Raw genomic sequence first — 23,004 nt, forward strand, 5'->3', positions numbered from 1 at the left:
CGAAAGTATAAACCGATTTATTTGACGTTGTCGCAACACAAATGCGTTGGAACAACGTTATCGGCGAACTTTCGATTTTGCGATGCAGCGAATTTTGACTCTGACGTTTCGGACTTGCGCATCAGCTCGGCCACCTCCTAAGTAAGAGAGCCCTGAATTCCGGGCATATTATCACCATAGGAGCGTTGTGATGGAGGCATCGTCAGCCACGGGTGCAGTGCACCGTCCCGGACGGGGCAGGGTGTTCGACAGCATCGTCGATGCCGTCGGCGACACGCCGATCGTCCGCTTGCGCAAACTGCCGCAAGCCCACGGTGTCAGCGCTACCATTTTAGCTAAACTCGAATATTTCAACCCGGCGGCAAGCGTCAAAGACCGCATCGGCGCGGCGATGGTGATCGCGATGGAGAAGGCCGGCGTGATCCACGCCGACACCGTGCTGATCGAGCCGACCTCCGGCAATACCGGCATTGCGCTGGCCTTCGTTGCGGCCTCGCGAGGCTACCGGTTGAAACTGGTGATGCCGGAATCGATGTCGATCGAGCGGCGCAAGATGCTGGCCTACCTCGGCGCCGAGATCGTGCTGACGCCGGCGGCGCAGGGCATGAAGGGCTCGATCGCGACCGCCGAAGAGCTGGTGCGCACGACGCCGAACGCCGTGATGCCACAGCAGTTCAAGAACCTCGCCAACCCCGAAATTCACCGCCGCACCACCGCGGAGGAAATCTGGAATGACACCGGCGGCAATATCGATTTCTTTGTCGCAGGCGTCGGCACCGGCGGCACTATCACCGGCGTCGGCCAGGTGCTGAAGCCGCGCAAGCCTTCGCTGCGCGTGATCGCCGTCGAGCCCGAGGAAAGCCCGGTGCTGTCGGGTGGACAGCACACGCCGCACAAGATCCAGGGCATCGGGGCCGGCTTCATTCCGGACATTCTGGATCGTTCCGTGATCGACGAAATCGTCAAGATCAACTCGGCGACCGCGATCGAAATGTCGCGCGCGCTGGCGCGCAACGAGGGCATTCCGGGCGGCATCTCCTCGGGCGCAGCGATCGCCGCCGCGCTTGAGATCGGCAAGCGGCCGGAGGCCGCCGGCAAGACCATCCTCGCCATTGTGCCGTCGTTCTCCGAACGTTATCTGTCGACCGTATTGTTTGAAGGAATTTAGCGATGGCGGACCAGCCGAGACGGCCGAGGACCCTGAACGACGCCCGCAGCGAGGCCGAGGCGGCGTTCAAGCGCACCACCACCAAGGTGGTGGAGGCGCCACCGAAGCCGACGGCGCTTCCCGGCGTGAAGGAACTGGTGTCGCTGCGCATCGACCAGGATGTGCTCGAATATTTCCAGGAAGGCGGCGCCGGCTGGCAGGACCGGATCAACGCGGCGCTGCGCAAGGCCGCCGGCAAATAGACCCCGCGAGTAGATCCGCACGAATGCGTCCCGTCCTGGCCCGCTTCCGGCTCGTTGCCTTGAGCTGCGTCGGATTGGCGATCGGCGGCTGCCTCGCCGATCCGGCGATGGCGGATCAGGCGCCGTTCACCTGCACGATCCTGCCGGGCGAGGAGATCGCCAGCATCTCGATGACGAACCCGCTCGCCAGCCACGCTTCCTGCATCGTCACGTGCCGATTCTCGACCACCAAATACGACAACAATCCGCAGATCACCTGTGCCAAGTCGGTGCCCGCGGGCAAGGAAGTGGAGATGTGCCGGCTGACGTCGGGCGGCGACAAATTCGTCAAACTTGCCGAAGGCCGCGCGGATTGCTTGGGGCTGTCCAACCCCAGCTCCGAATGAAAAAGCCCGGGATGATCCCGGGCTTTTTGCTGTGAATTGTCTTTGAGCGCTTAGCGCAGCATGCCGCCCACGACGCCGCCGATGAAGCGCCCGGCGCCGGCCGGATCGGGATTACTCTGATACTGGCGTTGAGGCTGAGGCTGCGGCTGCGGCTGTGCCTGCTGCTGGCCGCCGCCGCTGGTAGCGCGGCGCTTCGGCCGCTCCTCGTCAGAACTCGCGGTCGGCGGCGCCGCCACGATCTCGGTGAGCAGGGCCTTGTGTTGCAGCCTGTTGAGGTAGCCGCTCTTGGGGTAGCCGCGGGCGGCCTGCCATCGCGTGATCACGGCCCGGGTCGGTGCATCGAAGGTGCCGGACATCTTGGTGTCGAAGCCGAGACCGTTCAGGCGGCGCTGGATGTCGCGGCGCTGGCCCTTGTCGAGGCCGATCTGATCCTCGGTGACCTGGTTCGCTTCGTCCTTGAACGTCGCCGGATCGATGCCGGTGGACAGGTTGCGCGTGGCATTGTCCGGTTTGCTCTCAAGGGAGGCGATCCGTGCCAGCGCCAGCGATTTGAACTGACCGTTGGGATACTGAGCCACGTAGGCGTTGAGCTCTTCCGGCTTGCTCGAATCCTTGATCGAACGCCAGAACTCGAGCTCGACGTCGCTGCCCGGTGCAGCGGCGGCCACCGCCGGCGCGGTTCCGGGCGCGGCAGGCGCGGGCGCACCGTTCAGGTAAACCGCGCCGGTCAGATTGGTGTTGCCCCAGGGCAATTGACCCTTGTTGGTTTCCTCCTGGACCTGAGCGCGGACCTTGGTCATCGCCTGTTGAAGCTCGACGCCGGGCTGGGTGAGGTTGGCGAGCAGCGCGCGGGTGAACGGGCTGTTGCCGCCTTCCTTGCCGTCAAGCGCGGTCTGGCCGGGGCCGGTCGCAAACGCGATCAGCGTGCCTTCGCCGGATTTCATTTCGGCAAGGCCGGTTTGCACCGACACGCTGCGGGTGGACGGCGCGTTGGACTTGATCTTGGCCGCGAACGGATTGTCGCGGCAGGCATCGAGCAGCACCAGCTTGACCTTGGCATCGCTCATGGTCTGGTCGAGCGTAAGGTCGATATTGATGGCTGCGCCAAGCTTGACGTCCATTTCCGATTTGATGTCGGCGTCGATCGGCAGCAGATAATTGGTGCCGCCGACGGCGATCCCGTGGCCGGCGTAAAAGAACACGGCCACGTCGGCGCCCTGCGCCTTCTTGCCGAAGTCGAGCAGCTTTTCCGTCATCTTGTCGCGGGTCAGGTTGGAGCCTTCGACCACTTCAAAACCGACATTGCGCAACGCGCCCGCCATCGCCTTCGCGTCGATCGATGGATTGGGCAACGCGGCGACGTGCTTGTAGGTGCCGTTCCCGACTACGAAGGCAACCCGCCTCTCGGCGCTGGCGGCGCCGGCGGTGAAGACCATGCAGATCAGGGAAAGGACAAGGGTTGGGAAGCGCATCAGAAAAATCCCCCTGGCAGAATCGAAAAAGATTTCGGCGGCAACGTTGGCCGCAGGTTACACGAAAAAAATACACACCGCGCCAGAAAAATGGGCCGTCTGCCCAGATCCGGGAGCCGTATGATTCGTTCTTAAACTATTGAATCTATCCAAGATCTCATGAGATTCAGATCACAATTTGGTGGGTAAAATCCCAATTCAGGTTGCTGCCCGCGCGGGAACCGGACTGGCCGGCCGCAGGTTCAGCAAATTGCCCGCCAGGATCAGGATGGCGCCGAGCACGGTGAGCAGGTCGAGCCGCTCCGCATAGACCAGCCAGCCGACGGTCGCGGTCAGGGGAACCCGCAGGAAATCCATCGGGATCACCACTGTAGCGTCGGCATGCCGCAATGCTCGCGCCATGCAGTAATGCGAGAACGTGCCGCAAAACGCGATCACCGCGGCCCAGCCCCAGATATAGGCCGGAGGCCACTTCCAGACATAGAGCGCAGGAAAAAATCCGGCCACAGATTGCACCACCAGCATCCAGAAGATGATCGCGACCGCCTGTTCGGTGCGGGTCAGCGATTTGACCATCGCGACCGAAACGCCGAAGCCCACGGCGGCGGCGAGCGCAATCAATTGTCCCGGATTGACCTCGCCGGTGGCGGGACGAACGATGATCACGACGCCTACGACTCCGAGCACAATGGCGGCGACCTTCCACACCGTCATGCGTTCGCCGAGAAACATTGCCGCCAGGATGGCGGTCCAAATCGGCATCGTGAATTCGATCGCAACGACTTGACCGATCGGGATCAGCGTCAGCGCGAAGAACCAGCCGAGTTGCGCGCCGTAGTGAATGATGTTGCGCACGACATGCATGTGCAGCCGTGTGGTCTTCAACACCGAGAACCCGCCGCTGGCCCGGATCAGCGGATACAGCATGAAGAACCCGAGGATGGTGCGCATCTCCATCAGCTGGAACACATTCAGTTCCCGCATCGCCTCGCGGCCAGCGACCACGATGATCAGCATCAATGCGAGCCAGCCCGACATCCACAGCGCGGCCAGTGATTTGGAAGGTGTGCGGTCCATGCGCTCGCGGCTGAGTTGGCTGGCTTAGAGGGGCAGGCGGGTATCGGCGAGCGCTCGGCGATTTGCAACGTGCAAATCTGCGGACGCAGCGATGCGTGGACGCCAATTTCGCTGTGGGAGGCCGTGCTGGATCGGTGCTAAGGATCGGCCCGTCTCAGGAGGACTTATCCATGCGTATCCTACAACCGGCCGAATGGTCGAAACCCCGCGGCTTTTCACACGGTGTCGAGGTCGATGGTCCCGGCAAATGGATCGTGCTGGCCGGCCAGACCGGCGGCGACGAGAAGGGCGATTATCACCCCGACATGGCCGCCCAGGTCGGCACGGCTCTCAAGCGGGTCATCAAGCTGCTTGGCGAGGCAGGGGCTGGTCCCGAACATATCGTTCGCCTGACCTGGTATCTGACCAGCCGCAGCGAATATGAAGCGGCCGGCGCCGGCATCGGCGCGGCCTGGAAGGAGACGCTCGGTCGCAACTTCCCGCCATCGACGCTGCTCTATATCGACGGACTGGTCGATGCCAGGGCCAAGGTCGAACTCGAAGTCACCGCTTACGTGCCCAAGTCTTAAGTGCCCAAGTCCTGACTCGGACTTAAGGCGCGCTCGAACACCACAGGAAACATAAGATCATGACCAACCGCTCGACCTCAGAAGCCCGATCGACTTCAGCGAGTTTCGTGACGGCCTTCGCAACCGGCTGGCCCGAAGCGCAACCCGACATCATGGTGCTATCGCTCACGACCCATAACGGGGTGCAGGATTTTGCCTTCAACAAGGAACAGGCCCTGCTGATCGCAAAGACCATCAAGGATACTGCTGCGAGGCTCGGGACGCCCAAAACCGGCTAGTCACCGCAAATACCGCTCATAACGAAAATCGCCCGCTCTTCAGCGGGCGATTTGGTATTGGCGACAGGGGCGCGGACCGCTGCGGTTTACTTCGAAAGCGAAATATTGGCGGCGCGGAACTGGCTGTCGGCCCGGATGCTGACGGACTGCTTGTTGCCGGCTGTCTTGAGCGCGATGTTGGCGTTGAAGCCGACGGTGGCGGCCGTGACCTGGAAGTTGCCGCCGCCGCCGCGGCCCTGCAGGCTGCCGGTGATGCCGCGGCTGGTTTCGCTCCACTGCCCGACGATCGCGCCGCCCTGGTCGACCACGTTGGCCGTCAGGTTGAACCTATAGGCGTCGCTCGCGCAGGTGAGGCTCATGTCCATCTTGGGGCCCGCAACGTCGTAGACCGCGCGGCAACGGATGCGTTCGTTCGATCCGTCGTCCAGCGTGACGGTGCCGGCGCCGGCCCACTTGCCGGCCATGCCGGCGTAGGGCCCGGAGGACTGGGCGTAACTTGCTGGGACTGCAAGCGAAGTCATAAAAAACGCGACGGCTGCAACTGTCAGCCGCCGCGGATAGGCGAAGAATTCTGATGTTCGGCTTGTCTTACTGACGGGACGCTTCCCATCGACCGCTACACGGTACACCAGCTGATGCCCCATTCCATTTCCCCGATCCGGAGTTGCCACTGAGTTGACCGTTCGCATATGCACCATTGATCGAGACTCGCACAAGTCCCCCGGAACTCACGGTGCCGGAAACCGGGGCGCCGGACCCCGTTACCTTACCGTCGCTGACGGTGACGGTTGATGCGGTGCGCGCATCGCAAGTGCCGGTTTTGGTGACGACGGTAACCTGCCAAAGCCCGTCATAGGGCTGCTGGGCGGCGGCGGGAGCGGCCGCGAAGGCAGCGATGGCAAGAAACGAAGTCAAAAACAGCTTGCTGATGCGGTTGGAACGCATGGATCAATTCCCCGAATTGTGTGTGATGAGCGCGTTATCCGGTCACAATGTGTTCAAACTTTGGTGCGCCGCAATAACGCAGAAAGTTCCCAACAACTCAAACACATCAAGGTGAATCCGGTTCCGGCCTCGGAACGAATAAAAGCGCATATTGGGCTCTCTTTTCGGGCCATGATTCGGGGCCGGAATGCTTAACTGGCTGAAACTGCCGGATATTCCCCCTTTTGGTCAGTGCTTGGCGTCGGAAAGCTTTGGCGCGAGGGTGGCGAATTGCTCGTCCTGGGGCCGGGCGGGCAGGGTCTTGTGGATCCTGGCGTAATCGATGACTTCGCCGAGCAGCTTTTGGCCGAGGGGAGCCAGCGCGCGCTCCCAGAGCTCGCGTGCGGTCTCGCCCTTCTTGACGAAAACCCACTCCTGCGCCGCGATCGCGCCGGCGTCCATCCGGTCGGCGAGGTGGTAGATGGTGCCCCCCGCAATCGGATCGCCTTCCCTGATGGTCCATTCGACCGCGGCAATGCCGCGGTGCCGGGGCAGCAGCGAGGGGTGGTAGCCGATACCGCCGAGCTTGGCGACGGCCAGCGCCTCGCGGGTGATGCGGGCGTGGCTGTGGGCGGTCACGATCAGGTCGCTGTCGGGGGCGATTTCCGCCGCGGTGACGAATCTGGCGTCGGCCTGCACGACGACTTCAACGCCAGCAGCCCTCGCTGCGGCCGCCAGCCGATCTTCGTTATCGTGGACGACGATCCTCGCGATTTCGACGCCGTGGTTGCGCAGCATGGTGAAGGTCGTCACGCCGAAATGGCGGGAACCGACGAGGGTGATCCGCATATGTTCCGTCCGTCGTTAGTCAGGCCGATATGCGGATAGCACACCAAAGCCATCAGACCCGCCGCCGGGGTCGGCTAGTCCGGGTTATCAACAGTCAGGGTTATCAACGAAAGGGCGCGCCGTGCAAGTCGGCGTGCCGAGGGCCGCAGTTAGTTCCTGCTGGCACAGCTCGGGTAGGGCGCGGGCTCGCCTAGCACGATCGGACAGACACGAATCGGCTGCAATTGGCGCAACCGCGCCAGCCATCTGGTCTCGTCAATTGCGCCTCGCCCTGCCGCCGGCGCGCGTTCGGCCCATTGCACCGTGTAGTAATCGGCGCTGCCTTTGACGGTGACGATGAGCGTGGTTTCGCTGTGTTTGTCGGCGCTGGTTTCGACCCGGCCGCAGCTTGCCACCGCGACATATGCATCTTGATCGCCGAATTTGGTCGCGCCAAATCCTTGCGCTGCGAAGGTGTCGGGACAGGCCGACTTGAACCCACCAACCATCGAGCCCGCAAAGCTCTCCGGCGAAACCCCGGCGTTGCCGGCGGCCCCCTTGGCGCCGGTCACGGTGATCATCTGGGTCCAGCTCTTGACCGTCTCGCCCTTCAGCACAGCCTCGCGGACGTAGTTCGTCCCTTTGGTGTTCTCGAACACCGTCGCGAAACTGGCGGGCAAGCTGAACATGACGAGTTGACCGAAGATCGGCGAGATCACCTTGAACGCGGTGGGGGCCGGACTTTGGGCCGATGCCGACGACGCAAGCAGCGCGCACAAGGCCGCCGAGAAAACTGTCACTCTCGTCATTGGCAGCTTCCTGGCCGACTTCGCCTTGCAATCCGCGCGTCCGATCAGGCCCGCGCGCCGCCGGTTGGGCGTGATCGCCAAAGGGACAAGGGTCAAGTCAGATGCGAAGCTCCGGCCTGCCGGGGGGGCGGGGCTGGTCCTTGACCGGCTGTGACAGTCGCGTCGCCGCCAATTGAAGCTGGGTTCGCAGGTCGGCGCTGCATTGCTTCATCTGATTGCGCAATTCGCGGCGCGTAAAGGTGGTGAGTGAGGGATCGGCGAGTTGCTGCCAAGCCGAGCGCAGCCATTCCTGCAGGGCGCGGATATCATTATCAAGGATTACGGGCTGGTTCATGCCGCCGAATCTCCAGATGTGATCGCCCCCTAGTTAGGTCTGATTCGTTAACGGAAACCTACTCCGGGAAACGACGGGCGCGACCCTTACCCTCGGAACGAGCGCGCCCCACATATACGTTGGGTCCGCAGCTTTCCCTGGAGATTCAATGTCCCGCCATCCGGCGCTTGTTGGCTTCGCAATGCTGGTCAGCCTGATCGCGCCCGGCAGCGCGTTCGCGCAGTTCCCGCCGCCTGCCGGCTCGGCCGGAGCGGGCAATTCCGCGATCAGCGGCATACCCTACGGTCCGGCCAATCCCAGCGTGGTCGGCGACCCCAGCGGAATCGGAAACGCCTCCCGGATCCCACCGCCCGGCACCAACACGATGGTGCCGATCACCGGTTCCGGTTCGGTCAACGCGTCGCCGTCGGGTTCGCGCGTGGTCGTGCCGCCCTATGCGGGCGCGTCACAACGGATCACCGTTCCGCGCCAGGCAAGGTCAAAGAGGCCGCCCGTACGCCCGCGCGGCCGGGTTGAGACCAGCACGTTCACCGGGATCTGCCGGGGCTGCTAGCGGCGCGCTGCGAGGCAATGCCATCGCGCCTAATGCGGTTGCAGATCGCTCGCCTTCCAGCCGGTGGAAAGCACAAGGAACAAGGCGCGATACGCGTGGTAGCGGGCGGCGGGCCGGGTTTTCTCCCGTCCGCCTGCAATCATTTTCCCGCTCTGATCGCGCACTTGCCAGCAAAAGTTCCGGCGGCGCTTGAAGATGACAAATTCCAGCATCGGAGGCCGGAACACCGCGGGGGGCCAGTTATTCCAGGGAAAATGCGGAGAATGCACGTTTCGCCTCGCGGAATGCGGTTTCCGATTCAGAACGGGACGCAAGTTCAACGCTTTATGGCCGATTCTCTTCCAGAATGTTCGGGCGGCAGGCTTGATTGCGATGCGTGGGGCTTGCCCAAGGGCACGGCATTCTTGCCGACCGGTGCCGATCCAGCACCCTCAACATGAAAACCCCCGCCGGCCCTGAGGATCGGCGGGGGCGTATGGGAAAGATGGTGCGAGGCCGGGCGGTGCCCAGGTGTCGCGCCAAGGACCCATGTCAAATCAGCCCTATCGAACAGTCCCGGGCAAGACGATTTTGTAAGCAATGCTGCCTGCGTTTAATGCACCGCTGCGCCAGCGCGTGATTTTTGCGCGCGATCCTGGCGGCATCACGCGACCAATCGATTACTCCGCGATGAATGACGTCGTCTTGGTCCCGGAATCGTAGCGCAGCCTGAGCACGTTGAATTTGCACAGATTGACGTTCTTCCAGAGCACCGATTCATCGTAATTCGCCCAATCCACCTTGATGTTCCAGACGCAGCCGTCGTCCTCGTCCTCATCGAATTCGACGTAAGCGGTGTCCTGGTTCTTCAGGGTCTTGTCGAGTTCGTTCTCCCATTCGTCGAGGCCGTCATCGGGCGAATTGAAACCCAAAAACTTGATCGCATAGCCGGTCTCGTTGATGACCGAAACGTTGCGGTTGTCGGCGGCGAAAGCGGGCGCGGCGGCGAGCGATAGTCCAAGCACGATCAACGCGGATAAAATCGTCTTCATTTGAAATGCTCCTGGCGGCACAAGGCGTGCGGCGATGCGTCTAGCAACCTTTGCGTTGGCGGTCCTCTCACGCAGCGCACGATGATCGTAATCTGAACATCCGTATTTGTCCGGGTTAGCGGCACGCGGCTTCGCAATCTATAACGGCCTCGCTAACAGCGGGGGGCAGGGTGGTCGCTCATCACAGTGAACGCCTTTCCACTGGAGGCTCACGAGGCCCGGACTCCTAGGCACTCCGGGCCTCGTCTACCTCCCACACATCCGCACCTCCGCTCAGCAACCGACGGCGATCGTTTCACCGCTGAGATTGCGAACACCTTCATTCTGTAGCTGCTGCGCGGTTCATCCGACTGTCGCAAAACCTTCGGGCTGCGGTCAATTTGGACGGGCACCCTTCGTCGCGATTCGACGAGGATGCTTTGAATGCCGATTGGAATACGCGCGAAGCAAGACTTGACCGGACAAGGCTTGACCAGACGTCAATTGCTGGTTCGGTCCGCATCCACTGCCGCGGTCGCAGCATTGGGAAGTGTTGCCAGACCTTATCTGAGCCGCGCCGCGGATCGTCCGCACATCGCCAGCGGGATCGCGTCAGGCGACGTCTCGGCCGATTCCGCGGTGATATGGGCAAGGGCCGATCGCGCCGCGCGCATGCAGGTGGAGTGCTCGACCGACGAGAGCTTCAAGTCGATCCTTGGCGTCGCATCGTCGGAAGCGCTGCCCGAGCATGACTTCACCTCGAAGCTTTTGCTCGATGGCCTTCCGCCGGGGCAGGATATTTTCTACCGGGTGCGTTTCGCTGATATCGGCGAGTCCGGGATTTCGGGTGAGGCACAGGGCGGCCATTTCCGTACTGCGCCGGTAGTGCGACACGCGGTCTCGTTCGTGTGGTCGGGCGATACCGCTGGCCAGGGCTGGGGCATCGATCTCGCCCGCGGCGGCATGCGGACCTACAAAACCATGCTCGAAAACCGCCCGGACTTCTTCATCCATTCCGGCGATCACATTTACGCCGACTGTCCGATCGAAGCCGAATTGAAGCTGCCGGACGGAGGCCTTTGGCGGAACATCGTCACCGAAGACAAATCCGTCGTTGCCCACAGCCTCGCGCAGTATCGCGCCAACTACAAATATAACTTGCTCGACGAGAATCTGCGCGCCTTCAACGCGCAAGTGCCGATGCTCGCGCAGTGGGACGATCATGAAGTCACCAATGACTGGGCACCGATCGGCACCGCCGACGAGACCGGCTACGCCGAAGACGGCAGCTCCCGCCTGGTGGCGCGGGCGGCCCGCGCGTTTCATGAATTCATGCCGATCCGCAACCTGGCCGGGCAGGCGGGGCGGATCTATCGCAAGGTCGCCTACGGGCCGCTGCTCGACGTCTTTCTGATCGACATGCGCAGCTATCGCGATTCGACGTGGAATAATCGCGACGACCGCAGCGACACCTGCATTCTCGGCCCGGCGCAACTGGCCTGGCTGAAGCGTGAACTGACGGCGTCCGATGCGACGTGGAAGGTCATTGCCGCCGACATGCCGATCGGATTGATCAGCGAGGATGCGATCGCGCTTGGCGACGGCCCACCGGAGCGGCGCGAATGCGAGATTGCCGATCTGCTGTCCTTCATGAAGCGCATGGGTATCAGCAACACGGTGTGGCTGACGGCCGACATGCACTATACGGCTGCGCATCGCTACCATCCGAACCGGGCGGTATTCCAGGATTTCGAGCCGTTCTGGGAGTTCGTCTCCGGACCGCTGCATGCGGGGACCTGGGCGCCGGCCCCGCTGGACAATACGTTCGGACCGGCGGTGGCGTTCCAAAAGGGCTGCAGCGCGGAGCAGGGCGAAAACCTCGCGCCATGTTTCGGTTTGCAGTTCTTCGGCCGCGTCGATATCGATGGCCGATCGGAGGTCATGACGGTGACCTTGAAGGATGTCGATAATCGGGATCTATGGTCGGTGGATATCGACCCGCGTCCGGATGGACGGCAGAAGCAAGTGCTGTCGCAACACATCTGACGCTGCGGCAAAGGCGGCGTCTAACCCTGGCCTGGCATGAGGACGTGCTGCCTGACGATCCGGAAGCGGGAATCCGCACTGTCCTGACGGAACAGCGCGAGCCGGTCGATTGCGAGCGTCTCGAGGCCGAGGGTGGAAAAACGATTCCTCAGCATCGCCAGAACGGTCTCCAGCCGGTTTGCGTCAAGCCGGCCGGTCAGCGTCATGTGGAAACGAAACTCTTCCATCACATAGGGATAGCCCCAGCGGTCGAGATGGGCGCGCTGCGCCGATGTCAGTCGGGAAGGATTGCGGCGCGCACGGTCCGCTTCGGTGAGCGGCGCACGGAACGTATCGAATTCGCTGACGCAGTCGGCCGCAAGGCGGATCAAATCGCGCGGCGGATCAGCCGGGATTACCGCAATGAAGCCACTGATCGAACCGACCACTGGCCTGATGACTGGAATCGTGCGGGCCGTTGCGGCGAAGGCGGCACACGCCGCGAGGAGTTCGGCTTCCGTCCTGCCTTGCGCCAGCGAGAAGGGCGCCTTCAGCGTGGCGTGAAAGCCGTATTTGCGGGGATCGGCCGTCAGGTCCTGCCAATCCGGTGCAGCGCTGGCGACGTCTTCCGGAAACGGCAGGTCTTCGCCGCCGAAGGCGTCATAGCCAAGCATTTGCGCGCCGAAGCGATTGAGGTCGCTGGCCTGCGCCGGGGCGTAGTAGATCGCGTAACGCGGATAATTCGACATCGGTGCAGACTAAAGCGTTTTCGAGCGAAGTGGAGCCCGGTTCGCGTGAAGAAAACGCGTCAAGACAAAAGACTCGGCGCGTCAGGCGGCCGCAACCGTCTTGCGCGGCGCCGTTGAGGGACTGCGCAGGCGGCCAGCCTCTGTCAGATGCACCAGGCGTCCGGCGGCCATGACGGCGACGACACGCGGCCGCAGCGGCACCTTGTCATCAACGAAGATAATGTCGGCACGCTGGCCGGCGGCGAGCACGCCGCGATCGGTGAGGCCGGCGGCACGGGCGGGGGCTGAGGATATCAGCTGCCAGGCCTCGGCCAGCGGCAGCACGCCATCGGCAGCAAGACGGAACGCTGCCAATAGCTGCGCCGGATAATAATAGTCCGACGCCAGCACCGAACACAGACCCTTGGCGATCATGTCGGACGCCTTGGTCCAGCCGGTATGGCTGCCGCCGCGGACGACATTGGGCGCGCCGAACACGATGAAGTCGCCGGCCTCAGCCGCCTCGCGCGCGGTTTCCTCATTGACCGGAAACTCGGCGATGCCGACGCCCTGCGCCCTAAACGCCTTCCGCATCTCGGGGCTTTCGTCGTCATGCGACAGCATGCGCACATTGGCGTCACGCGCCGCTTTCGCCAGCCGGGCGATCGAGGCGGGCACTTCGTGCGCGCGGCCAACGACGCTCGCCACCAGCAAATCGAACGCCTCGTTCGAAAGCCCGGTGCGTTCGACCATGCGGCTGCGCTTTTGCGGCTTGTCGAGGTTGGCGACCGTACCATCCATGTGGTCGTTGAACGCGAACAGGTCGATGCGCCCGTCCGACAGCCACTCGATGATCTCGGCCTCGGCGTCGAGGTTGTAGGTCTCGTGACGCAGATGGAAGCGGGTGTCGGCCGAAAGCTGCGGCCGCATCGACTCGATCGCTTCCAAGAGCCGCCTTGCGTTGTCGCCTGAGCGCAGGCCCGGCTCCCACGACCAGGTCGTGCCGTGATAGACCGTGGTGATCCCGTTGCTGATCGCCTGGCGGTCGCTGTCACCAAGGGCGACGTCGATCGGGAAATCGACGCCCGGGCGCGGCATCATCTGGCGTTCGAACGCATCGCCATGAAGATCGACGATCCCCGGCAGCACCAGCAAGCCGCCGGCGTCGATACCCAGCGAAGCGCGGCCCTGGTCGGCGCCGATGGCGCTGATGTCACGGCCCGCGATCCGCAGCGAGGTCTCGTGGATTTCGTGGCCGAGCAGGGCCCGGCCGCCCTCGATGAAAATGTCAGTCACGATGCTGCACCCTGATGCCTGATCTGCGCGCGGACGGAGCCCGCGCCTGCTTCGTATTTTGCCAGAAAATCCTCGACCGTGAGCTTGCGGAAATCGGGCAGGGCGCAGCGCAGCGTCTCATGGTCCCAATTCCACCAGGCAAGCTCGGCGAGCCGGCCGGCGACCTCTTCCGAAAACCGCCGTTTGATCGGCCGCGCTGGATTGCCGCCGACGATGGTGTAGGCCGGGACGTCCTTGGTCACGATCGCGCCGGCGGCGATCACTGCGCCGGTGCCGATGTTGCGGCCGGGCAAAATGATCGCGCCATGCCCGATCCAGACGTCATGGCCGATATGGATGTGGTGCGCGCGCCGCCATTCGAAGAACTCGGCGTCGTCGCTCTCGCCGGGAAAATAGGCGCTGGCCCGGTAGGTGAAGTGCGCCTGCGTCGCGCGGTGCATCGGATGATTGCCCGGATTGATCCTGGTCATCGCCGCGATCGAGCAGAATTTGCCGATGGAAGTGTAGGTGATCTGGGCGTCGTTGACGACGTAGGAATAGTCGTCCATCGACACTTCATGCAGGATCGTGCGCGCGCCGACTTCGCAATAGGCACCGAGCCGGGTGTCGTGCAATTTCGCCGTGGGATCGACGGTCGGGTCGACTGAAAGCATTTTGCCGGCCATTCGGGCGTCTCTCCGCGACAAAGATGGTGTCACGATGGCACCTCATCAACGGGCATGATGACATCTTCGTGACGGTTGCATGACGGATATCGCATGCGCGATGAGGGTGTGGACGACGCCGCACCGCAGCGTGATTGTCACACAACTGTAAAGTCCAATCGCTAGCGATGATCCACGAGTGGGATTCTGGAGCATTGCATGCTGGTGGTGGAAGGTTTGACGTGCCGTTTCGGCACAAAAGCCGCAGTGGATGATGCGTCATTTTCGATCGCGCCTGGTAGCTTCGTCGGCGTGATCGGCCGCTCCGGCGCCGGCAAGTCGACGCTGTTGCGGATGATCAATCGCCTCGCTGAGCCTTCCGAAGGCCGCATCCTGTTCGAAGGCGTCGACGTCACCGCGCTGCGCGGCAAGGATTTACGGCAGTGGCGCGCCCGCTCGGCGATGATATTTCAACAGTTCAATCTGGTCGGCCGGCTCGATGTGCTGACCAATGTGTTGATGGGGCGGCTCGCCGAAATTCCGTCCTGGCGTTCGCTCACGCAAACCTGGCCCGAACGGGACAAGGCGCTGGCGATGTCGGCGCTCGAGCAGTTCGACATGGCTTCGCTTGCAGCCCAGCGCGCCGACCAGCTCTCCGGAGGTCAACAGCAGCGGGTCGCGATCGCGCGTGCGCTGGTGCAGGAGCCGGACATCATTCTCGCCGACGAGCCGATCGCTTCGCTCGACCCACGCAACACGCGGATCGTGATGGATGCGCTGCTGCGCATCAACAAGCATTTCGGCATCACCGTGATCTGCAACCTGCATTCGCTCGACCTGGCGCGAACCTATTGCGACCGTCTGATCGGCATGTCCGCGGGCCGCATCGTGTTCGACGGGGCGCCGGCGACGCTGACCGACCTCATCGCGCGCGAGCTTTACGATCTCGAAGCCAACGACGTCATGGGCGCGGCACCCGCTCATGCGCCTGGCGGTGCTGCCGTCCCGGAGCTGGGCACCGCGGCGGCGGCCTGAGCGTTTTCTTCTGTAACAGGGCGGCCGCTTGCAAACCTGCAAACGGCCAAAAAATGCGTAACACAACAAGAGGGCACACCATGATCAACCGTCGTATCGTTCTGGCCGGCGCGGCCGCGCTGGCGTTTTCGGCCTCCAGCGCTTCTGCGCAGGACTGGAAGGGCAAATATCCGGAACTGACCTTCGCCGTCGTGCCGGCGGAAAACGCTTCTGGCGTGACCGAGCGCTGGGCGCCTTTCGTCGCCTATCTCTCCAAGGAACTCGGCGTGAAGGTCACGCTGCGCATTGCCAACGACTACGCCGCCGTCATCGAAGGCCAGCGCTCCGGCAACATCCATATCGCCAGCTACGGCTCGGCGTCGTTCGCGCGCGCGCGGATGACCGGCGTCAAGACCGATGCGTTCGCCAACGACATCAATGCCGATGGCTCGACGGGTTATTACTCGGTGTTCTTCGTCAAGGCGTCGAGCCCGTACAAGAACATCGACCAGCTGAAGGGCAAGAATCTCGCCTTGGTCGATCCGAATTCGACGTCCGGCAACAACGTGCCGCGCTTCGAACTCGACAAGCTGGGCATCTCCGATGCCGACACGTATTTTGGCAAGGTCGTGTTCAGCGGCAGCCATGAGAACGCCATACTGGCGCTCACGCAGGGCACCGTCGAAGTCGCCGCCAATCAATGGACCACCGACAACGACTCCACGCTGGCCCAGATGCTGACCAAAGGCATGCTGAAGAACGCCGACGGCACAGCGATGAAGAAGGAGGATTTCCGGATCGTCCACAAATCCGCGCCCATTCTCAATGGGCCCTATGCCTATAATTCGGACCTTCCGGACGGCCTGAAGGCCGGCATCGCCAAGGCGTTCGCGGATGCACCGACCAAGGACAAGGCCGCCTTCGACCGTCTTTCCGACGGCCAGAAAAAGGCCTTCAACCCCGCCACGACAAAGGATTGGGACGGTATGATCGACCTGATCAAGTTCGTGGACAACCTTCGCAAGAAGAAGGCGTCCTGATCGATCGGCGGAGCGAGACCAGGCCGGGTCCATGCGACCCGGCCTTTTTCCGTTCAGGACATAACCGGCACAGCAGCCTACCATGACATCAGCCGTATCCATCCTTCCAGCCCAGCAACTCCAGGTGCTTAACGACGCTTATCGTGCGGCGGTGGCGCGCAAGCGGCTGCGGATGACGCTGGCAACAGCGGTGTTCTTTGCGGTTCTCGTCATCGCCGCGATCGGCGCCGAGGTTCATCCGGTCACGTTCGTCAACAAGATCGGAAATTTCGTTAGCTACTTCGACCGCATCGGCACGTTGGAGAGCGGCGCGCGGGTCTGGTCCGATATCGGCGAGTGGTTCTGGGGCTGGAAAAAATGGCTGGCGCTGCTCGGCGAGACCGTCCTGATCAGTTATGTCGGCACCCTGGCCGGAGCGATCCTCGCCTTTGCGCTCAATTTTCTCGCCGCCGAAAATACCTCGCCGGCGCCATGGCTGCGGTTTACGATTCGTCGCCTGATGGAGTTCTGCCGTACCGTTCCGGACATCGTGTTCGCGCTTATCTTCGTGATTGCGTTCGGTCTCGGGCCGATGGCCGGGGTTATCGCCATCATGATCCATTCGGTTGGCGCGCTAGGAAAACTGTATTCCGAAATCGTCGAGAACATCGACATGAAGCCGGTCGAGGGGGTGCGATCGACCGGTGCGAGCTGGATATCGTGCATACGCTTCGCCGTCGTGCCGCAGGTCGCGGCGGGTTTTGCCAGCTACACGTTGCTGCGCTTTGAGATCAACGTGCGCGGCGCTTCGGTGATGGGATTCGTCGGCGCCGGCGGCATCGGCCAGGAACTCGTCGTCGCGGTCAGGAAATTCTTTTATTCCGACGTCAGCGCGATCCTGCTGATGATCATTGTCACCGTGTTCCTGATCGATATCGGCACCGGATGGGCGCGCGGGCGGCTGTTCGGCAAGGAGGCACGGGCATGACACGGTTGCTGGCACCGGACTCCGGGGATTTGCGCGGCCGCTATCCCGAAGTCTTCGACCGGCCGGCTTCCTCCCGTCTCGCGATCCCCGCGATGCTGCTCGCGGCATTCGGGATCTTCGTGTTCGGGCTGGTCGAGCTGGAGTTTTCGCCGGCGCGGATGCTGGCAGGCCTAAGCCAACTCGGCTGGATCACGATGATGATGATCCCGCCCGATCCCGGCGGTTCGCTCCCGGTCTATCTCGTTGCGCTCGGTGAAACCCTGTCGATCGCGATGCTCGGTACGACCCTTGCCGCGTTGCTCGCGCTTCCGGTCAGTCTGCTGGCGGCAAGGAACATCGTTCCGTCGGGTATCTTCCGCTTCCCGGTTCGACGCTTTCTCGATTCGATCCGCGGTGTCGACACGCTGATCTGGGCGCTGGTCTGGATCAACGTCGTCGGGCTTGGGCCGTTCGCGGGCGTGCTGGCGATTGCGGTGGCGGACTTTGGCGCGTTCGGCAAATTGTTCTCCGAAGCGATCGAGGCCGCCGACAAGAAGCAGGTCGAGGGCATCCGGGCCTCCGGCGGCAATGCGTTGCACGAAATACGGTTTGGGCTGATGCCGCAGGTGCTGCCTGTGATCGCAGGGCAGGTGCTCTATTTCATCGAGTCGAACACCCGCTCGGCCACCATCATCGGCATCGTCGGCGCCGGCGGCATTGGATTGCAGCTCGCCGAGCAGATCCGGGTGCTGGAATGGCAGAAAGTCTCATTCCTGATCCTGATGATCCTGGTGGCGGTGGCCGCGATCGACTGGATTTCCAGCAAGCTGCGGTTTGCGATTATAGGCAAACGCGCGGTGGCTTGATGGCGGTGCGGGTGGGCAAAGGCGCTCTTGCGCCGTGCCCACCATTCTTGTCTCGGATGCTGAGAGGTGGGCACGCTTCGCTTTGCCCACCCTACGAGGTGCGATCTACGTATTGTCGACCAAAAATTCGACGCGTTCGGCGGCAAAGCGCGAGCGCTTGGTCACGATTGGCGTACCGTCGGGATCGACGTCGGTGCTGTCGACCACCAGCACCGGGCGGCCGAGCGCGAGATCAAGCCGTGCGGCGTCGCTGGCGTCGGCTATGGCGGCGGTGATCCGGGTTGAAGACCTGCGGTAATCGCGGATGCCGTAATGCGCAACCAGCTTGGTCATCGAGCGCACGCTGGCGAAGACCTGTCCCGCGTCGGGGAATCGCTCGGCGGAGAGCCATGAGGTGCTTACGCAGATCGGCGTCCGGTCGGCCAGCCGTAGCGCTTCGATCCGGACCAAGGGTGCGCCCGTCTTCAGTCCGAGTTCGCGCGCCAGTTCACGTGTAGCGACATCGTCGGACGCCTCGATCAACTGGCCGCGCGGTTCATGGCCGCCGGCGCCGACGATTTCGGAAAACCGTGTCCGCGAGCGCAAGGGATAGGCGAGGCGCTGGGTCTCGACATAAGTGCCGCTGCCGCGCTCGGCGCGCACCAGCCCGCGTTCGGCGAGCGTCGCCAGCGCCCGGCGCACGGTATGGCGGTTGACCCGATAGGTCTCGGCGATCTCCATCTCGCCCGGCAGCTTTTCACCCGCGGCGAAGCGGCCCTCGGCAATGCCGCGCTCGATCCCGTCGGCGACTTGCCGCCACAACGCCACACCGGTGGCCGCATCCTGCATGCTCATGGTGTGAATATATCCGGGACGGTCATCCGAAAAAACAACCCTGTTGTCACCAAACAGTCATGGCGTTTGGTTATGAAGTTGTCTATTAGCATAGACAACTTGATTCCGGCAAGGTGGATATGACGGCAACCGAGAACGACAAGCAGGCGCAGCGCAAGGCGGTTATGGCGGTGCTGACGCATTCCGATCCATCCGAGATATCTCGCCGTCTGGCGGCGATCATGCTGCCTGCTCACGAGAATCTGCGTGAGCCGGAAAACGGCCTTGTGATGGTGCGCGGCCGTATCGGCGGCGATGGCGCTGCCTTCAACCTTGGCGAGGCCACGGTATCGCGTGCGGCGGTGCGGCTTTCGACCGGCGAAGTCGGCTTCGGCTACACGCTCGGCCGCGACCGGGACAAGGCGCGGATGATCGCGCTGTGCGACGCCATGGTGCAGTCGGATGAATTCGCCGGCCTCGTCGAGACAAAGGTGATTGCGCCGCTGCGCGCTGCGATATCTGCGAAACGGAACCGCAAGGCGGCCGAGGCCGCGGCGACACGGGTTGATTTCTACACCTTGGTGCGGGGAGAGGGTTGATGACGACGGTTGCCGAACTGCCCGCAGGATTTGCCGACAAGGTGCTGTCGGCGCAATCGACCTTCCGCACGGTGATGGATGCGATAGCCCGTCCCGGCAGCGTGCAGCGCATTACGGCCGTTGCCGGTACCCCGGCTGCCATGATGCGCGGCACCGCGGCCATTGCGCTGACGCTGTTCGACCATGATACGCCGATCTGGCTCGACAGCCGGATGTCGGCAACGGCGGACGTTGCCAAATGGCTCAAATTCCACACCAGCGCGCCTGTGATCGCGGATTCCTCGATCAGCAGCTTTGCCCTGATCGGCAGTCCGCGCGAGCTTCCGCCGCTAGACCGCTTCGCGTTCGGCAGCAATGAATACCCGGATCGTTCGACGACGCTGATCCTGCAGGTCGACAGCCTGACGCAGGGTCCTGCCCTCGAACTGCGCGGCCCCGGCATCGACGGCACTGCGATCCTGCAGGCCGCGATCCAGCCGCATGATCTGTTCGAACGGCTTGCCATCAATGTAGCGCTGTTTCCGCGCGGCATCGATGTCGTGCTGGTCCATGACGATGCGATTGTCGCGATACCGCGCACCACGCGGCTGGTCGCGAGAGGAGGCTAGTTATGTACGTTGCCGTCAAGGGAGGCGAACGCGCCATCGAGAACGCCCATCGGCTGCTGGCGCATGAGCGGCGCGGCGACCGTGACGTTCCCGAGGTCTCGCTGTCCCAGATCTCCGAGCAGTTATCGCTCGGCGTCGACCGGGTCATGACCGAGGGCTCGCTGTACGATCGCGAGCTCGCGGCGCTGGCGATCAAGCAGGCGCGTGGCGACATGATCGAGGCGATCTTCCTGGTCCGCGCGTTCCGCGCCACCCTGCCGCGCTTCGGCGCCACCGAGCCGGTCGATACCGGCGCGATGCAAGTGCGGCGGCGGATTTCCTCGACCTTCAAGGACATTCCGGGCGGGCAAATCCTCGGGCCGACGTTCGATTATACCCATCGTTTGCTGGACCCACAGCTCGCCGAGGGGTTTTCGCCGGAAACACCGGAGACGAGCGAAGCCTCGCTCGCCGCGACGCCGCGCGTGACCGACATTCTGGGCCGGGACGGCCTGATCGAGCCGTCGCCTGAGGCGGATGCGGAGACGCCGGTCGGAGACCTCACGCGCGAGCCGCTCAGTTTCCCGGCGGACCGCGACCTGCGCCTGCAGAACCTGGCGCGCGCCGACGAAGGCTTTCTGCTGGCGCTTGGCTATTCCTCGCAGCGCGGTTACGGCCGCAACCATCCGTTTGCCGGCGAAATCCGCTTCGGCGAAGTCGAGATCGAATTCATGGCCGAGGATGTCGGTTTCGCCGTGCCGCTCGGCGCGATCGCGATGACCGAATGCCAAATGGTCAACCAGTTCAAGGGCTCGGCCACCGAGGCACCTTGTTTTACGCGCGGCTATGGGCTGGCGTTCGGGCAGAGCGAGCGCAAAACCATGTCGATGGCGCTGGTCGACCGCACGCTGCGCGCCCGCGAACTTGGCGAGGAAGTGATCGCGCCGGCCCAGGACGAAGAATTCGTGATGTCGCATTCGGACAATGTGCAGGCGACCGGCTTCGTCGAACATCTCAAGCTGCCGCACTACGTGGACTTCCAATCCGAACTCGGCCTGCTGCGCAAGTTGCGCAAGGAGTTCGCCGAGGCCACGGAAGCGCCGCCGATGCAGGAGGCCGCGGAATGAACGCGCCAACGTATAATTTCGCCTATCTCGACGAACAGACCAAGCGGATGATCCGCCGCGCGATCCTGAAAGCGATCGCAATTCCCGGCTATCAGGTGCCGTTCGCCAGCCGCGAGATGCCGATGCCCTATGGCTGGGGCACCGGCGGCGTGCAGGTGACTGCGGCGATCCTCGGGCCCGACGACGTACTGAAGGTGATCGACCAGGGGTCTGACGACACCACGAACGCGATCTCGATCCGCAAATTCTTCGGCAAGACCGCCGGCGTTGCGACCACGACCGCGACCGCTGATGCCACCGTGATCCAGACAAGGCACCGGATTCCCGAAGCGCCGCTGCATGGCGGGCAGGTATTGGTCTATCAGGTGCCGATCCCCGAGCCGCTGCGCTTCCTCGAACCGCGCGAGACCGAGACCAGGCGCATGCATGCGCTCGGCGAATACGGCCTGATGCACGTCAAGCTGTACGAAGACATCGCGCGCTTCGGCCATATCGCGACGTCCTACGCCTATCCGGTGAAGGTGAACGCGCGTTACGTGATGGACCCGTCGCCGACACCGAAATTCGACAATCCCAAGATGGACAATTGCCCGGCGCTGCAATTGTTCGGCGCTGGCCGCGAGAAGCGGATCTACGCGATCCCGCCGCATACGACTGTGGTTTCGCTCGATTTCGAGGATCATCCCTTCACGCGCTACCGGTTCGACGCGCCCTGCGCGCTGTGCGGGGCCGGGGATTCCTACCTCGACGAAATCGTCACCGACGACAAGGGCGGCCGGATGTTCGTCTGTTCCGATACCGATTATTGCGAGAGCCGCCAGTTGGCCGGGCATCGCGGCAGCGAGAGCGCCGCGCCGCACAAGGAGAGGGCGCATGGCTGAGCAAACCCTCGACGATCAACCGTTGCTGCTCGCCGAAAACCTCGGCAAGACCTATGGGAAGCTGGTCGCCTGCCGCGACGTCTCCTTTGCGCTCTATCCCGGCGAGGTGCTGGCCGTGGTCGGCGAGTCCGGATCGGGCAAGTCGACGCTGTTGCAACTGCTGTCGGCGCAACTGGCGCCGACCGCGGGCAGCGTCTCGTACCGGATGCGCGACGGCGTGCTGCGCGATCTGGCGGCGCTTGGCGAGGCCGAGCGGCGTTTCTTGTTTCGCACCGATTGGGGCTTTGTGCATCAGGACCCGGCGCAGGGCCTGCGGATGGCGGTTTCGGCCGGGGCCAATGTCGGCGAGCGGCTGATGGCGGTGGACTGGAATCATTACGGCCGCATCCGCGACACCGCGTCGTCCTGGCTGGAGCGGGTGGAGATCGACACCGACCGCATCGACGATGCGCCGCGGACCTACTCCGGCGGCATGCGGCAGCGCCTGCAGATCGCCCGCAACCTCGTCACCGAACCGCGGCTGGTGTTCATGGACGAGCCGACCGGCGGCCTCGACGTATCGGTGCAGGCGCGGCTGCTCGACCTGATGCGCAACCTCGTCAGCGAGCTGGGCCTCGCGGCCATCGTCGTCACCCACGATCTTGCGGTGGCGCGGCTGCTGTCGCACCGCGTGATGGTGATGAAGGGTGGCCGGGTCATCGAAACCGGATTGACCGATCAGGTGCTCGACGATCCCCGCGAACCCTACACCCAGTTACTCGTTTCCTCGATTTTGCCGGCATGAGTTA

29 protein-coding genes are annotated in these 23,004 nt (G+C 63.2%); 16 read left to right on the plus strand and 13 right to left on the minus strand.

The window, feature by feature from the left end:
* The first annotated feature begins 190 nt into the window (after window positions 1-190).
* From cysK to JQ641_RS15150, 3 genes are read left to right on the plus strand one after another with little or no spacing between them, the layout of a single operon-like run.
* The gene (gene cysK, locus JQ641_RS15140) at window positions 191-1,168 is read left to right on the plus strand and encodes a cysteine synthase A (protein WP_211996754.1); all 978 of its coding nucleotides are present in this window, start codon (window positions 191-193) and stop codon (window positions 1,166-1,168) included.
* Window positions 1,169-1,170: 2 nt separating this feature from the next.
* Complete coding sequence (locus JQ641_RS15145; protein WP_192736086.1) at window positions 1,171-1,410, plus strand: BrnA antitoxin family protein; 240 nt, start codon at window positions 1,171-1,173, stop codon at window positions 1,408-1,410.
* Window positions 1,411-1,433: 23 nt separating this feature from the next.
* On the plus strand, window positions 1,434-1,796 hold the full coding sequence (locus JQ641_RS15150) for a hypothetical protein (protein WP_249150458.1): 363 nt from the start codon (window positions 1,434-1,436) through the stop codon (window positions 1,794-1,796).
* 50 nt (window positions 1,797-1,846) lie between these two features.
* On the opposite strand, the gene JQ641_RS15155 is transcribed toward JQ641_RS15150, so the two are convergent.
* Both JQ641_RS15155 and JQ641_RS15160 read right to left on the minus strand, forming a co-directional pair.
* Window positions 1,847-3,268, minus strand: coding sequence for a caspase family protein (locus tag JQ641_RS15155; RefSeq protein ID WP_211996755.1), 1,422 nt, complete (start codon window positions 3,266-3,268; stop codon window positions 1,847-1,849).
* A gap of 198 nt (window positions 3,269-3,466) precedes the next feature.
* Window positions 3,467-4,345: a DMT family transporter gene (locus tag JQ641_RS15160; protein WP_211996756.1), complete on the minus strand. Its 879-nt coding sequence runs from the start codon at window positions 4,343-4,345 to the stop codon at window positions 3,467-3,469.
* A 170-nt stretch (window positions 4,346-4,515) separates the two neighbouring features.
* Here JQ641_RS15160 and JQ641_RS15165 point away from each other — a divergent pair, with 170 nt between their 5' ends.
* Together JQ641_RS15165 and JQ641_RS15170 are read left to right on the plus strand one after the other, a co-directional pair.
* On the plus strand, window positions 4,516-4,914 hold the full coding sequence (locus JQ641_RS15165) for a RidA family protein (RefSeq protein ID WP_192736083.1): 399 nt from the start codon (window positions 4,516-4,518) through the stop codon (window positions 4,912-4,914).
* Between the two features lie 59 nt (window positions 4,915-4,973).
* A complete protein-coding gene (locus JQ641_RS15170; protein ID WP_192736082.1) occupies window positions 4,974-5,192 on the plus strand; it encodes a hypothetical protein in 219 nt (72 codons plus the stop codon).
* Window positions 5,193-5,278: 86 nt separating this feature from the next.
* Here the strand turns inward: JQ641_RS15170 and JQ641_RS15175 are convergent, their stop codons facing one another.
* The 5 genes from JQ641_RS15175 to JQ641_RS15195 all read right to left on the minus strand — a co-directional run bounded on the left by JQ641_RS15175 (window position 5,279) and on the right by JQ641_RS15195 (window position 8,087).
* Window positions 5,279-5,836: a hypothetical protein gene (locus tag JQ641_RS15175; RefSeq protein ID WP_502754963.1), complete on the minus strand. Its 558-nt coding sequence runs from the start codon at window positions 5,834-5,836 to the stop codon at window positions 5,279-5,281.
* The gene (locus JQ641_RS15180; RefSeq protein ID WP_211996758.1) at window positions 5,781-6,137 is read right to left on the minus strand and encodes a hypothetical protein; all 357 of its coding nucleotides are present in this window, start codon (window positions 6,135-6,137) and stop codon (window positions 5,781-5,783) included. Before JQ641_RS15180 ends, JQ641_RS15175 begins: the two co-directional genes overlap by 56 nt.
* 228 nt (window positions 6,138-6,365) lie before the next feature.
* Window positions 6,366-6,965: a formyltransferase family protein gene (locus tag JQ641_RS15185; protein WP_211996759.1), complete on the minus strand. Its 600-nt coding sequence runs from the start codon at window positions 6,963-6,965 to the stop codon at window positions 6,366-6,368.
* A 149-nt stretch (window positions 6,966-7,114) separates the two neighbouring features.
* A complete protein-coding gene (locus JQ641_RS15190; RefSeq protein WP_211996760.1) occupies window positions 7,115-7,753 on the minus strand; it encodes a hypothetical protein in 639 nt (212 codons plus the stop codon).
* 97 nt (window positions 7,754-7,850) lie between these two features.
* Window positions 7,851-8,087 (minus strand): hypothetical protein, encoded by a 237-nt coding sequence (locus tag JQ641_RS15195; protein ID WP_211996761.1) that lies wholly within the window; start codon window positions 8,085-8,087, stop codon window positions 7,851-7,853.
* Between the two features lie 148 nt (window positions 8,088-8,235).
* Here JQ641_RS15195 and JQ641_RS15200 point away from each other — a divergent pair, with 148 nt between their 5' ends.
* Window positions 8,236-8,640, plus strand: a complete 405-nt coding sequence (locus tag JQ641_RS15200) for a hypothetical protein (RefSeq protein WP_211996762.1) — start codon at window positions 8,236-8,238, stop codon at window positions 8,638-8,640.
* A 29-nt stretch (window positions 8,641-8,669) separates the two neighbouring features.
* Here JQ641_RS15200 and JQ641_RS15205 read toward each other — a convergent pair whose 3' ends face one another.
* Window positions 8,670-8,852, minus strand: coding sequence for a hypothetical protein (locus tag JQ641_RS15205; protein WP_192736076.1), 183 nt, complete (start codon window positions 8,850-8,852; stop codon window positions 8,670-8,672).
* Between the two features lie 447 nt (window positions 8,853-9,299).
* Entirely contained in the window at window positions 9,300-9,671 is a 372-nt protein-coding gene (locus tag JQ641_RS15210) for a hypothetical protein (protein WP_211996763.1), read from the minus strand.
* A gap of 423 nt (window positions 9,672-10,094) precedes the next feature.
* Here JQ641_RS15210 and JQ641_RS15215 point away from each other — a divergent pair, with 423 nt between their 5' ends.
* Complete coding sequence (locus tag JQ641_RS15215; protein WP_211996764.1) at window positions 10,095-11,696, plus strand: alkaline phosphatase D family protein; 1,602 nt, start codon at window positions 10,095-10,097, stop codon at window positions 11,694-11,696.
* Between the two features lie 20 nt (window positions 11,697-11,716).
* Here the strand turns inward: JQ641_RS15215 and JQ641_RS15220 are convergent, their stop codons facing one another.
* The 3 genes from JQ641_RS15220 to JQ641_RS15230 all read right to left on the minus strand — a co-directional run bounded on the left by JQ641_RS15220 (window position 11,717) and on the right by JQ641_RS15230 (window position 14,364).
* Window positions 11,717-12,424, minus strand: coding sequence for a DUF1045 domain-containing protein (locus JQ641_RS15220; protein ID WP_211996765.1), 708 nt, complete (start codon window positions 12,422-12,424; stop codon window positions 11,717-11,719).
* Between the two features lie 81 nt (window positions 12,425-12,505).
* Window positions 12,506-13,699, minus strand: a complete 1,194-nt coding sequence (locus tag JQ641_RS15225; protein WP_211996766.1) for an alpha-D-ribose 1-methylphosphonate 5-triphosphate diphosphatase — start codon at window positions 13,697-13,699, stop codon at window positions 12,506-12,508.
* Entirely contained in the window at window positions 13,696-14,364 is a 669-nt protein-coding gene (locus JQ641_RS15230; RefSeq protein ID WP_211996767.1) for a transferase hexapeptide repeat family protein, read from the minus strand. The genes JQ641_RS15225 and JQ641_RS15230 overlap by 4 nt, the downstream gene beginning before the upstream one ends.
* 198 nt (window positions 14,365-14,562) lie before the next feature.
* Between JQ641_RS15230 and phnC the strand changes: the two genes are divergently transcribed.
* The 4 genes from phnC (at window position 14,563) to phnE (JQ641_RS15250) (ending at window position 18,209) form a co-directional block, all read left to right on the plus strand.
* Window positions 14,563-15,378 carry a phosphonate ABC transporter ATP-binding protein gene (gene phnC / locus JQ641_RS15235; RefSeq protein WP_192736070.1) on the plus strand — a complete coding sequence of 272 codons (816 nt, stop codon included), beginning with the start codon at window positions 14,563-14,565 and terminating at the stop codon, window positions 15,376-15,378.
* 80 nt (window positions 15,379-15,458) lie between these two features.
* The gene (gene phnD / locus JQ641_RS15240) at window positions 15,459-16,397 is read left to right on the plus strand and encodes a phosphonate ABC transporter substrate-binding protein (RefSeq protein ID WP_211996768.1); all 939 of its coding nucleotides are present in this window, start codon (window positions 15,459-15,461) and stop codon (window positions 16,395-16,397) included.
* A gap of 82 nt (window positions 16,398-16,479) precedes the next feature.
* Complete coding sequence (phnE, locus tag JQ641_RS15245) at window positions 16,480-17,364, plus strand: phosphonate ABC transporter, permease protein PhnE (RefSeq protein ID WP_211996769.1); 885 nt, start codon at window positions 16,480-16,482, stop codon at window positions 17,362-17,364.
* Complete coding sequence (gene phnE / locus JQ641_RS15250) at window positions 17,361-18,209, plus strand: phosphonate ABC transporter, permease protein PhnE (RefSeq protein ID WP_192736067.1); 849 nt, start codon at window positions 17,361-17,363, stop codon at window positions 18,207-18,209. Before phnE (JQ641_RS15245) ends, phnE (JQ641_RS15250) begins: the two co-directional genes overlap by 4 nt.
* A gap of 105 nt (window positions 18,210-18,314) precedes the next feature.
* Here the strand turns inward: phnE (JQ641_RS15250) and phnF are convergent, their stop codons facing one another.
* Window positions 18,315-19,043: a phosphonate metabolism transcriptional regulator PhnF gene (phnF, locus tag JQ641_RS15255; protein ID WP_211996770.1), complete on the minus strand. Its 729-nt coding sequence runs from the start codon at window positions 19,041-19,043 to the stop codon at window positions 18,315-18,317.
* Window positions 19,044-19,162: 119 nt separating this feature from the next.
* Here phnF and phnG point away from each other — a divergent pair, with 119 nt between their 5' ends.
* From phnG to phnK, 5 genes are read left to right on the plus strand one after another with little or no spacing between them, the layout of a single operon-like run.
* Window positions 19,163-19,621, plus strand: coding sequence for a phosphonate C-P lyase system protein PhnG (gene phnG, locus JQ641_RS15260; RefSeq protein ID WP_211996771.1), 459 nt, complete (start codon window positions 19,163-19,165; stop codon window positions 19,619-19,621).
* Complete coding sequence (phnH, locus tag JQ641_RS15265; RefSeq protein WP_211996772.1) at window positions 19,621-20,229, plus strand: phosphonate C-P lyase system protein PhnH; 609 nt, start codon at window positions 19,621-19,623, stop codon at window positions 20,227-20,229. Before phnG ends, phnH begins: the two co-directional genes overlap by 1 nt.
* Before the next feature lie 2 nt (window positions 20,230-20,231).
* On the plus strand, window positions 20,232-21,335 hold the full coding sequence (locus JQ641_RS15270) for a carbon-phosphorus lyase complex subunit (protein ID WP_211996773.1): 1,104 nt from the start codon (window positions 20,232-20,234) through the stop codon (window positions 21,333-21,335).
* Window positions 21,332-22,216, plus strand: a complete 885-nt coding sequence (locus tag JQ641_RS15275) for an alpha-D-ribose 1-methylphosphonate 5-phosphate C-P-lyase PhnJ (protein ID WP_192736062.1) — start codon at window positions 21,332-21,334, stop codon at window positions 22,214-22,216. Before JQ641_RS15270 ends, JQ641_RS15275 begins: the two co-directional genes overlap by 4 nt.
* Window positions 22,209-23,000, plus strand: a complete 792-nt coding sequence (phnK, locus tag JQ641_RS15280; protein WP_211996774.1) for a phosphonate C-P lyase system protein PhnK — start codon at window positions 22,209-22,211, stop codon at window positions 22,998-23,000. Before JQ641_RS15275 ends, phnK begins: the two co-directional genes overlap by 8 nt.
* Window positions 23,001-23,004: the final 4 nt, after the last annotated feature.

Source organism: Bradyrhizobium sp. JYMT SZCCT0180, assembly GCF_018130165.1.
Classification (GTDB): Bacteria; Pseudomonadota; Alphaproteobacteria; order Rhizobiales; family Xanthobacteraceae; genus Bradyrhizobium.

Excerpts from the sequence above, each read along its gene's own strand:
- JQ641_RS15230 (WP_211996767.1), bottom strand. The coding sequence starts at position 14,364 with ATGGCCGGCAAAATGCTTTCAGTCGACCCGACCGTCGATCCCACGGCG.
- JQ641_RS15150 (WP_249150458.1), top strand. The coding sequence starts at position 1,434 with ATGCGTCCCGTCCTGGCCCGCTTCCGGCTCGTTGCCTTGAGCTGCGTC.
- JQ641_RS15205 (WP_192736076.1), bottom strand. The coding sequence starts at position 8,852 with ATGCTGGAATTTGTCATCTTCAAGCGCCGCCGGAACTTTTGCTGGCAA.
- phnC (WP_192736070.1), top strand. The coding sequence starts at position 14,563 with ATGCTGGTGGTGGAAGGTTTGACGTGCCGTTTCGGCACAAAAGCCGCA.
- phnG (WP_211996771.1), top strand. The coding sequence starts at position 19,163 with ATGACGGCAACCGAGAACGACAAGCAGGCGCAGCGCAAGGCGGTTATG.
- phnF (WP_211996770.1), bottom strand. The coding sequence starts at position 19,043 with ATGAGCATGCAGGATGCGGCCACCGGTGTGGCGTTGTGGCGGCAAGTC.
- JQ641_RS15190 (WP_211996760.1), bottom strand. The coding sequence starts at position 7,753 with ATGACGAGAGTGACAGTTTTCTCGGCGGCCTTGTGCGCGCTGCTTGCG.
- JQ641_RS15210 (WP_211996763.1), bottom strand. The coding sequence starts at position 9,671 with ATGAAGACGATTTTATCCGCGTTGATCGTGCTTGGACTATCGCTCGCC.
- phnH (WP_211996772.1), top strand. The coding sequence starts at position 19,621 with ATGACGACGGTTGCCGAACTGCCCGCAGGATTTGCCGACAAGGTGCTG.
- phnE (WP_192736067.1), top strand. The coding sequence starts at position 17,361 with ATGACACGGTTGCTGGCACCGGACTCCGGGGATTTGCGCGGCCGCTAT.
- JQ641_RS15275 (WP_192736062.1), top strand. The coding sequence starts at position 21,332 with ATGAACGCGCCAACGTATAATTTCGCCTATCTCGACGAACAGACCAAG.
- JQ641_RS15270 (WP_211996773.1), top strand. The coding sequence starts at position 20,232 with ATGTACGTTGCCGTCAAGGGAGGCGAACGCGCCATCGAGAACGCCCAT.
- phnD (WP_211996768.1), top strand. The coding sequence starts at position 15,459 with ATGATCAACCGTCGTATCGTTCTGGCCGGCGCGGCCGCGCTGGCGTTT.
- JQ641_RS15195 (WP_211996761.1), bottom strand. The coding sequence starts at position 8,087 with ATGAACCAGCCCGTAATCCTTGATAATGATATCCGCGCCCTGCAGGAA.
- JQ641_RS15165 (WP_192736083.1), top strand. The coding sequence starts at position 4,516 with ATGCGTATCCTACAACCGGCCGAATGGTCGAAACCCCGCGGCTTTTCA.
- JQ641_RS15220 (WP_211996765.1), bottom strand. The coding sequence starts at position 12,424 with ATGTCGAATTATCCGCGTTACGCGATCTACTACGCCCCGGCGCAGGCC.
- phnK (WP_211996774.1), top strand. The coding sequence starts at position 22,209 with ATGGCTGAGCAAACCCTCGACGATCAACCGTTGCTGCTCGCCGAAAAC.
- JQ641_RS15200 (WP_211996762.1), top strand. The coding sequence starts at position 8,236 with ATGTCCCGCCATCCGGCGCTTGTTGGCTTCGCAATGCTGGTCAGCCTG.
- JQ641_RS15215 (WP_211996764.1), top strand. The coding sequence starts at position 10,095 with ATGCCGATTGGAATACGCGCGAAGCAAGACTTGACCGGACAAGGCTTG.
- JQ641_RS15160 (WP_211996756.1), bottom strand. The coding sequence starts at position 4,345 with ATGGACCGCACACCTTCCAAATCACTGGCCGCGCTGTGGATGTCGGGC.
- phnE (WP_211996769.1), top strand. The coding sequence starts at position 16,480 with ATGACATCAGCCGTATCCATCCTTCCAGCCCAGCAACTCCAGGTGCTT.
- JQ641_RS15175 (WP_502754963.1), bottom strand. The coding sequence starts at position 5,836 with ATGGGGCATCAGCTGGTGTACCGTGTAGCGGTCGATGGGAAGCGTCCC.
- cysK (WP_211996754.1), top strand. The coding sequence starts at position 191 with ATGGAGGCATCGTCAGCCACGGGTGCAGTGCACCGTCCCGGACGGGGC.
- JQ641_RS15155 (WP_211996755.1), bottom strand. The coding sequence starts at position 3,268 with ATGCGCTTCCCAACCCTTGTCCTTTCCCTGATCTGCATGGTCTTCACC.
- JQ641_RS15180 (WP_211996758.1), bottom strand. The coding sequence starts at position 6,137 with ATGCGTTCCAACCGCATCAGCAAGCTGTTTTTGACTTCGTTTCTTGCC.
- JQ641_RS15185 (WP_211996759.1), bottom strand. The coding sequence starts at position 6,965 with ATGCGGATCACCCTCGTCGGTTCCCGCCATTTCGGCGTGACGACCTTC.
- JQ641_RS15145 (WP_192736086.1), top strand. The coding sequence starts at position 1,171 with ATGGCGGACCAGCCGAGACGGCCGAGGACCCTGAACGACGCCCGCAGC.
- JQ641_RS15170 (WP_192736082.1), top strand. The coding sequence starts at position 4,974 with ATGACCAACCGCTCGACCTCAGAAGCCCGATCGACTTCAGCGAGTTTC.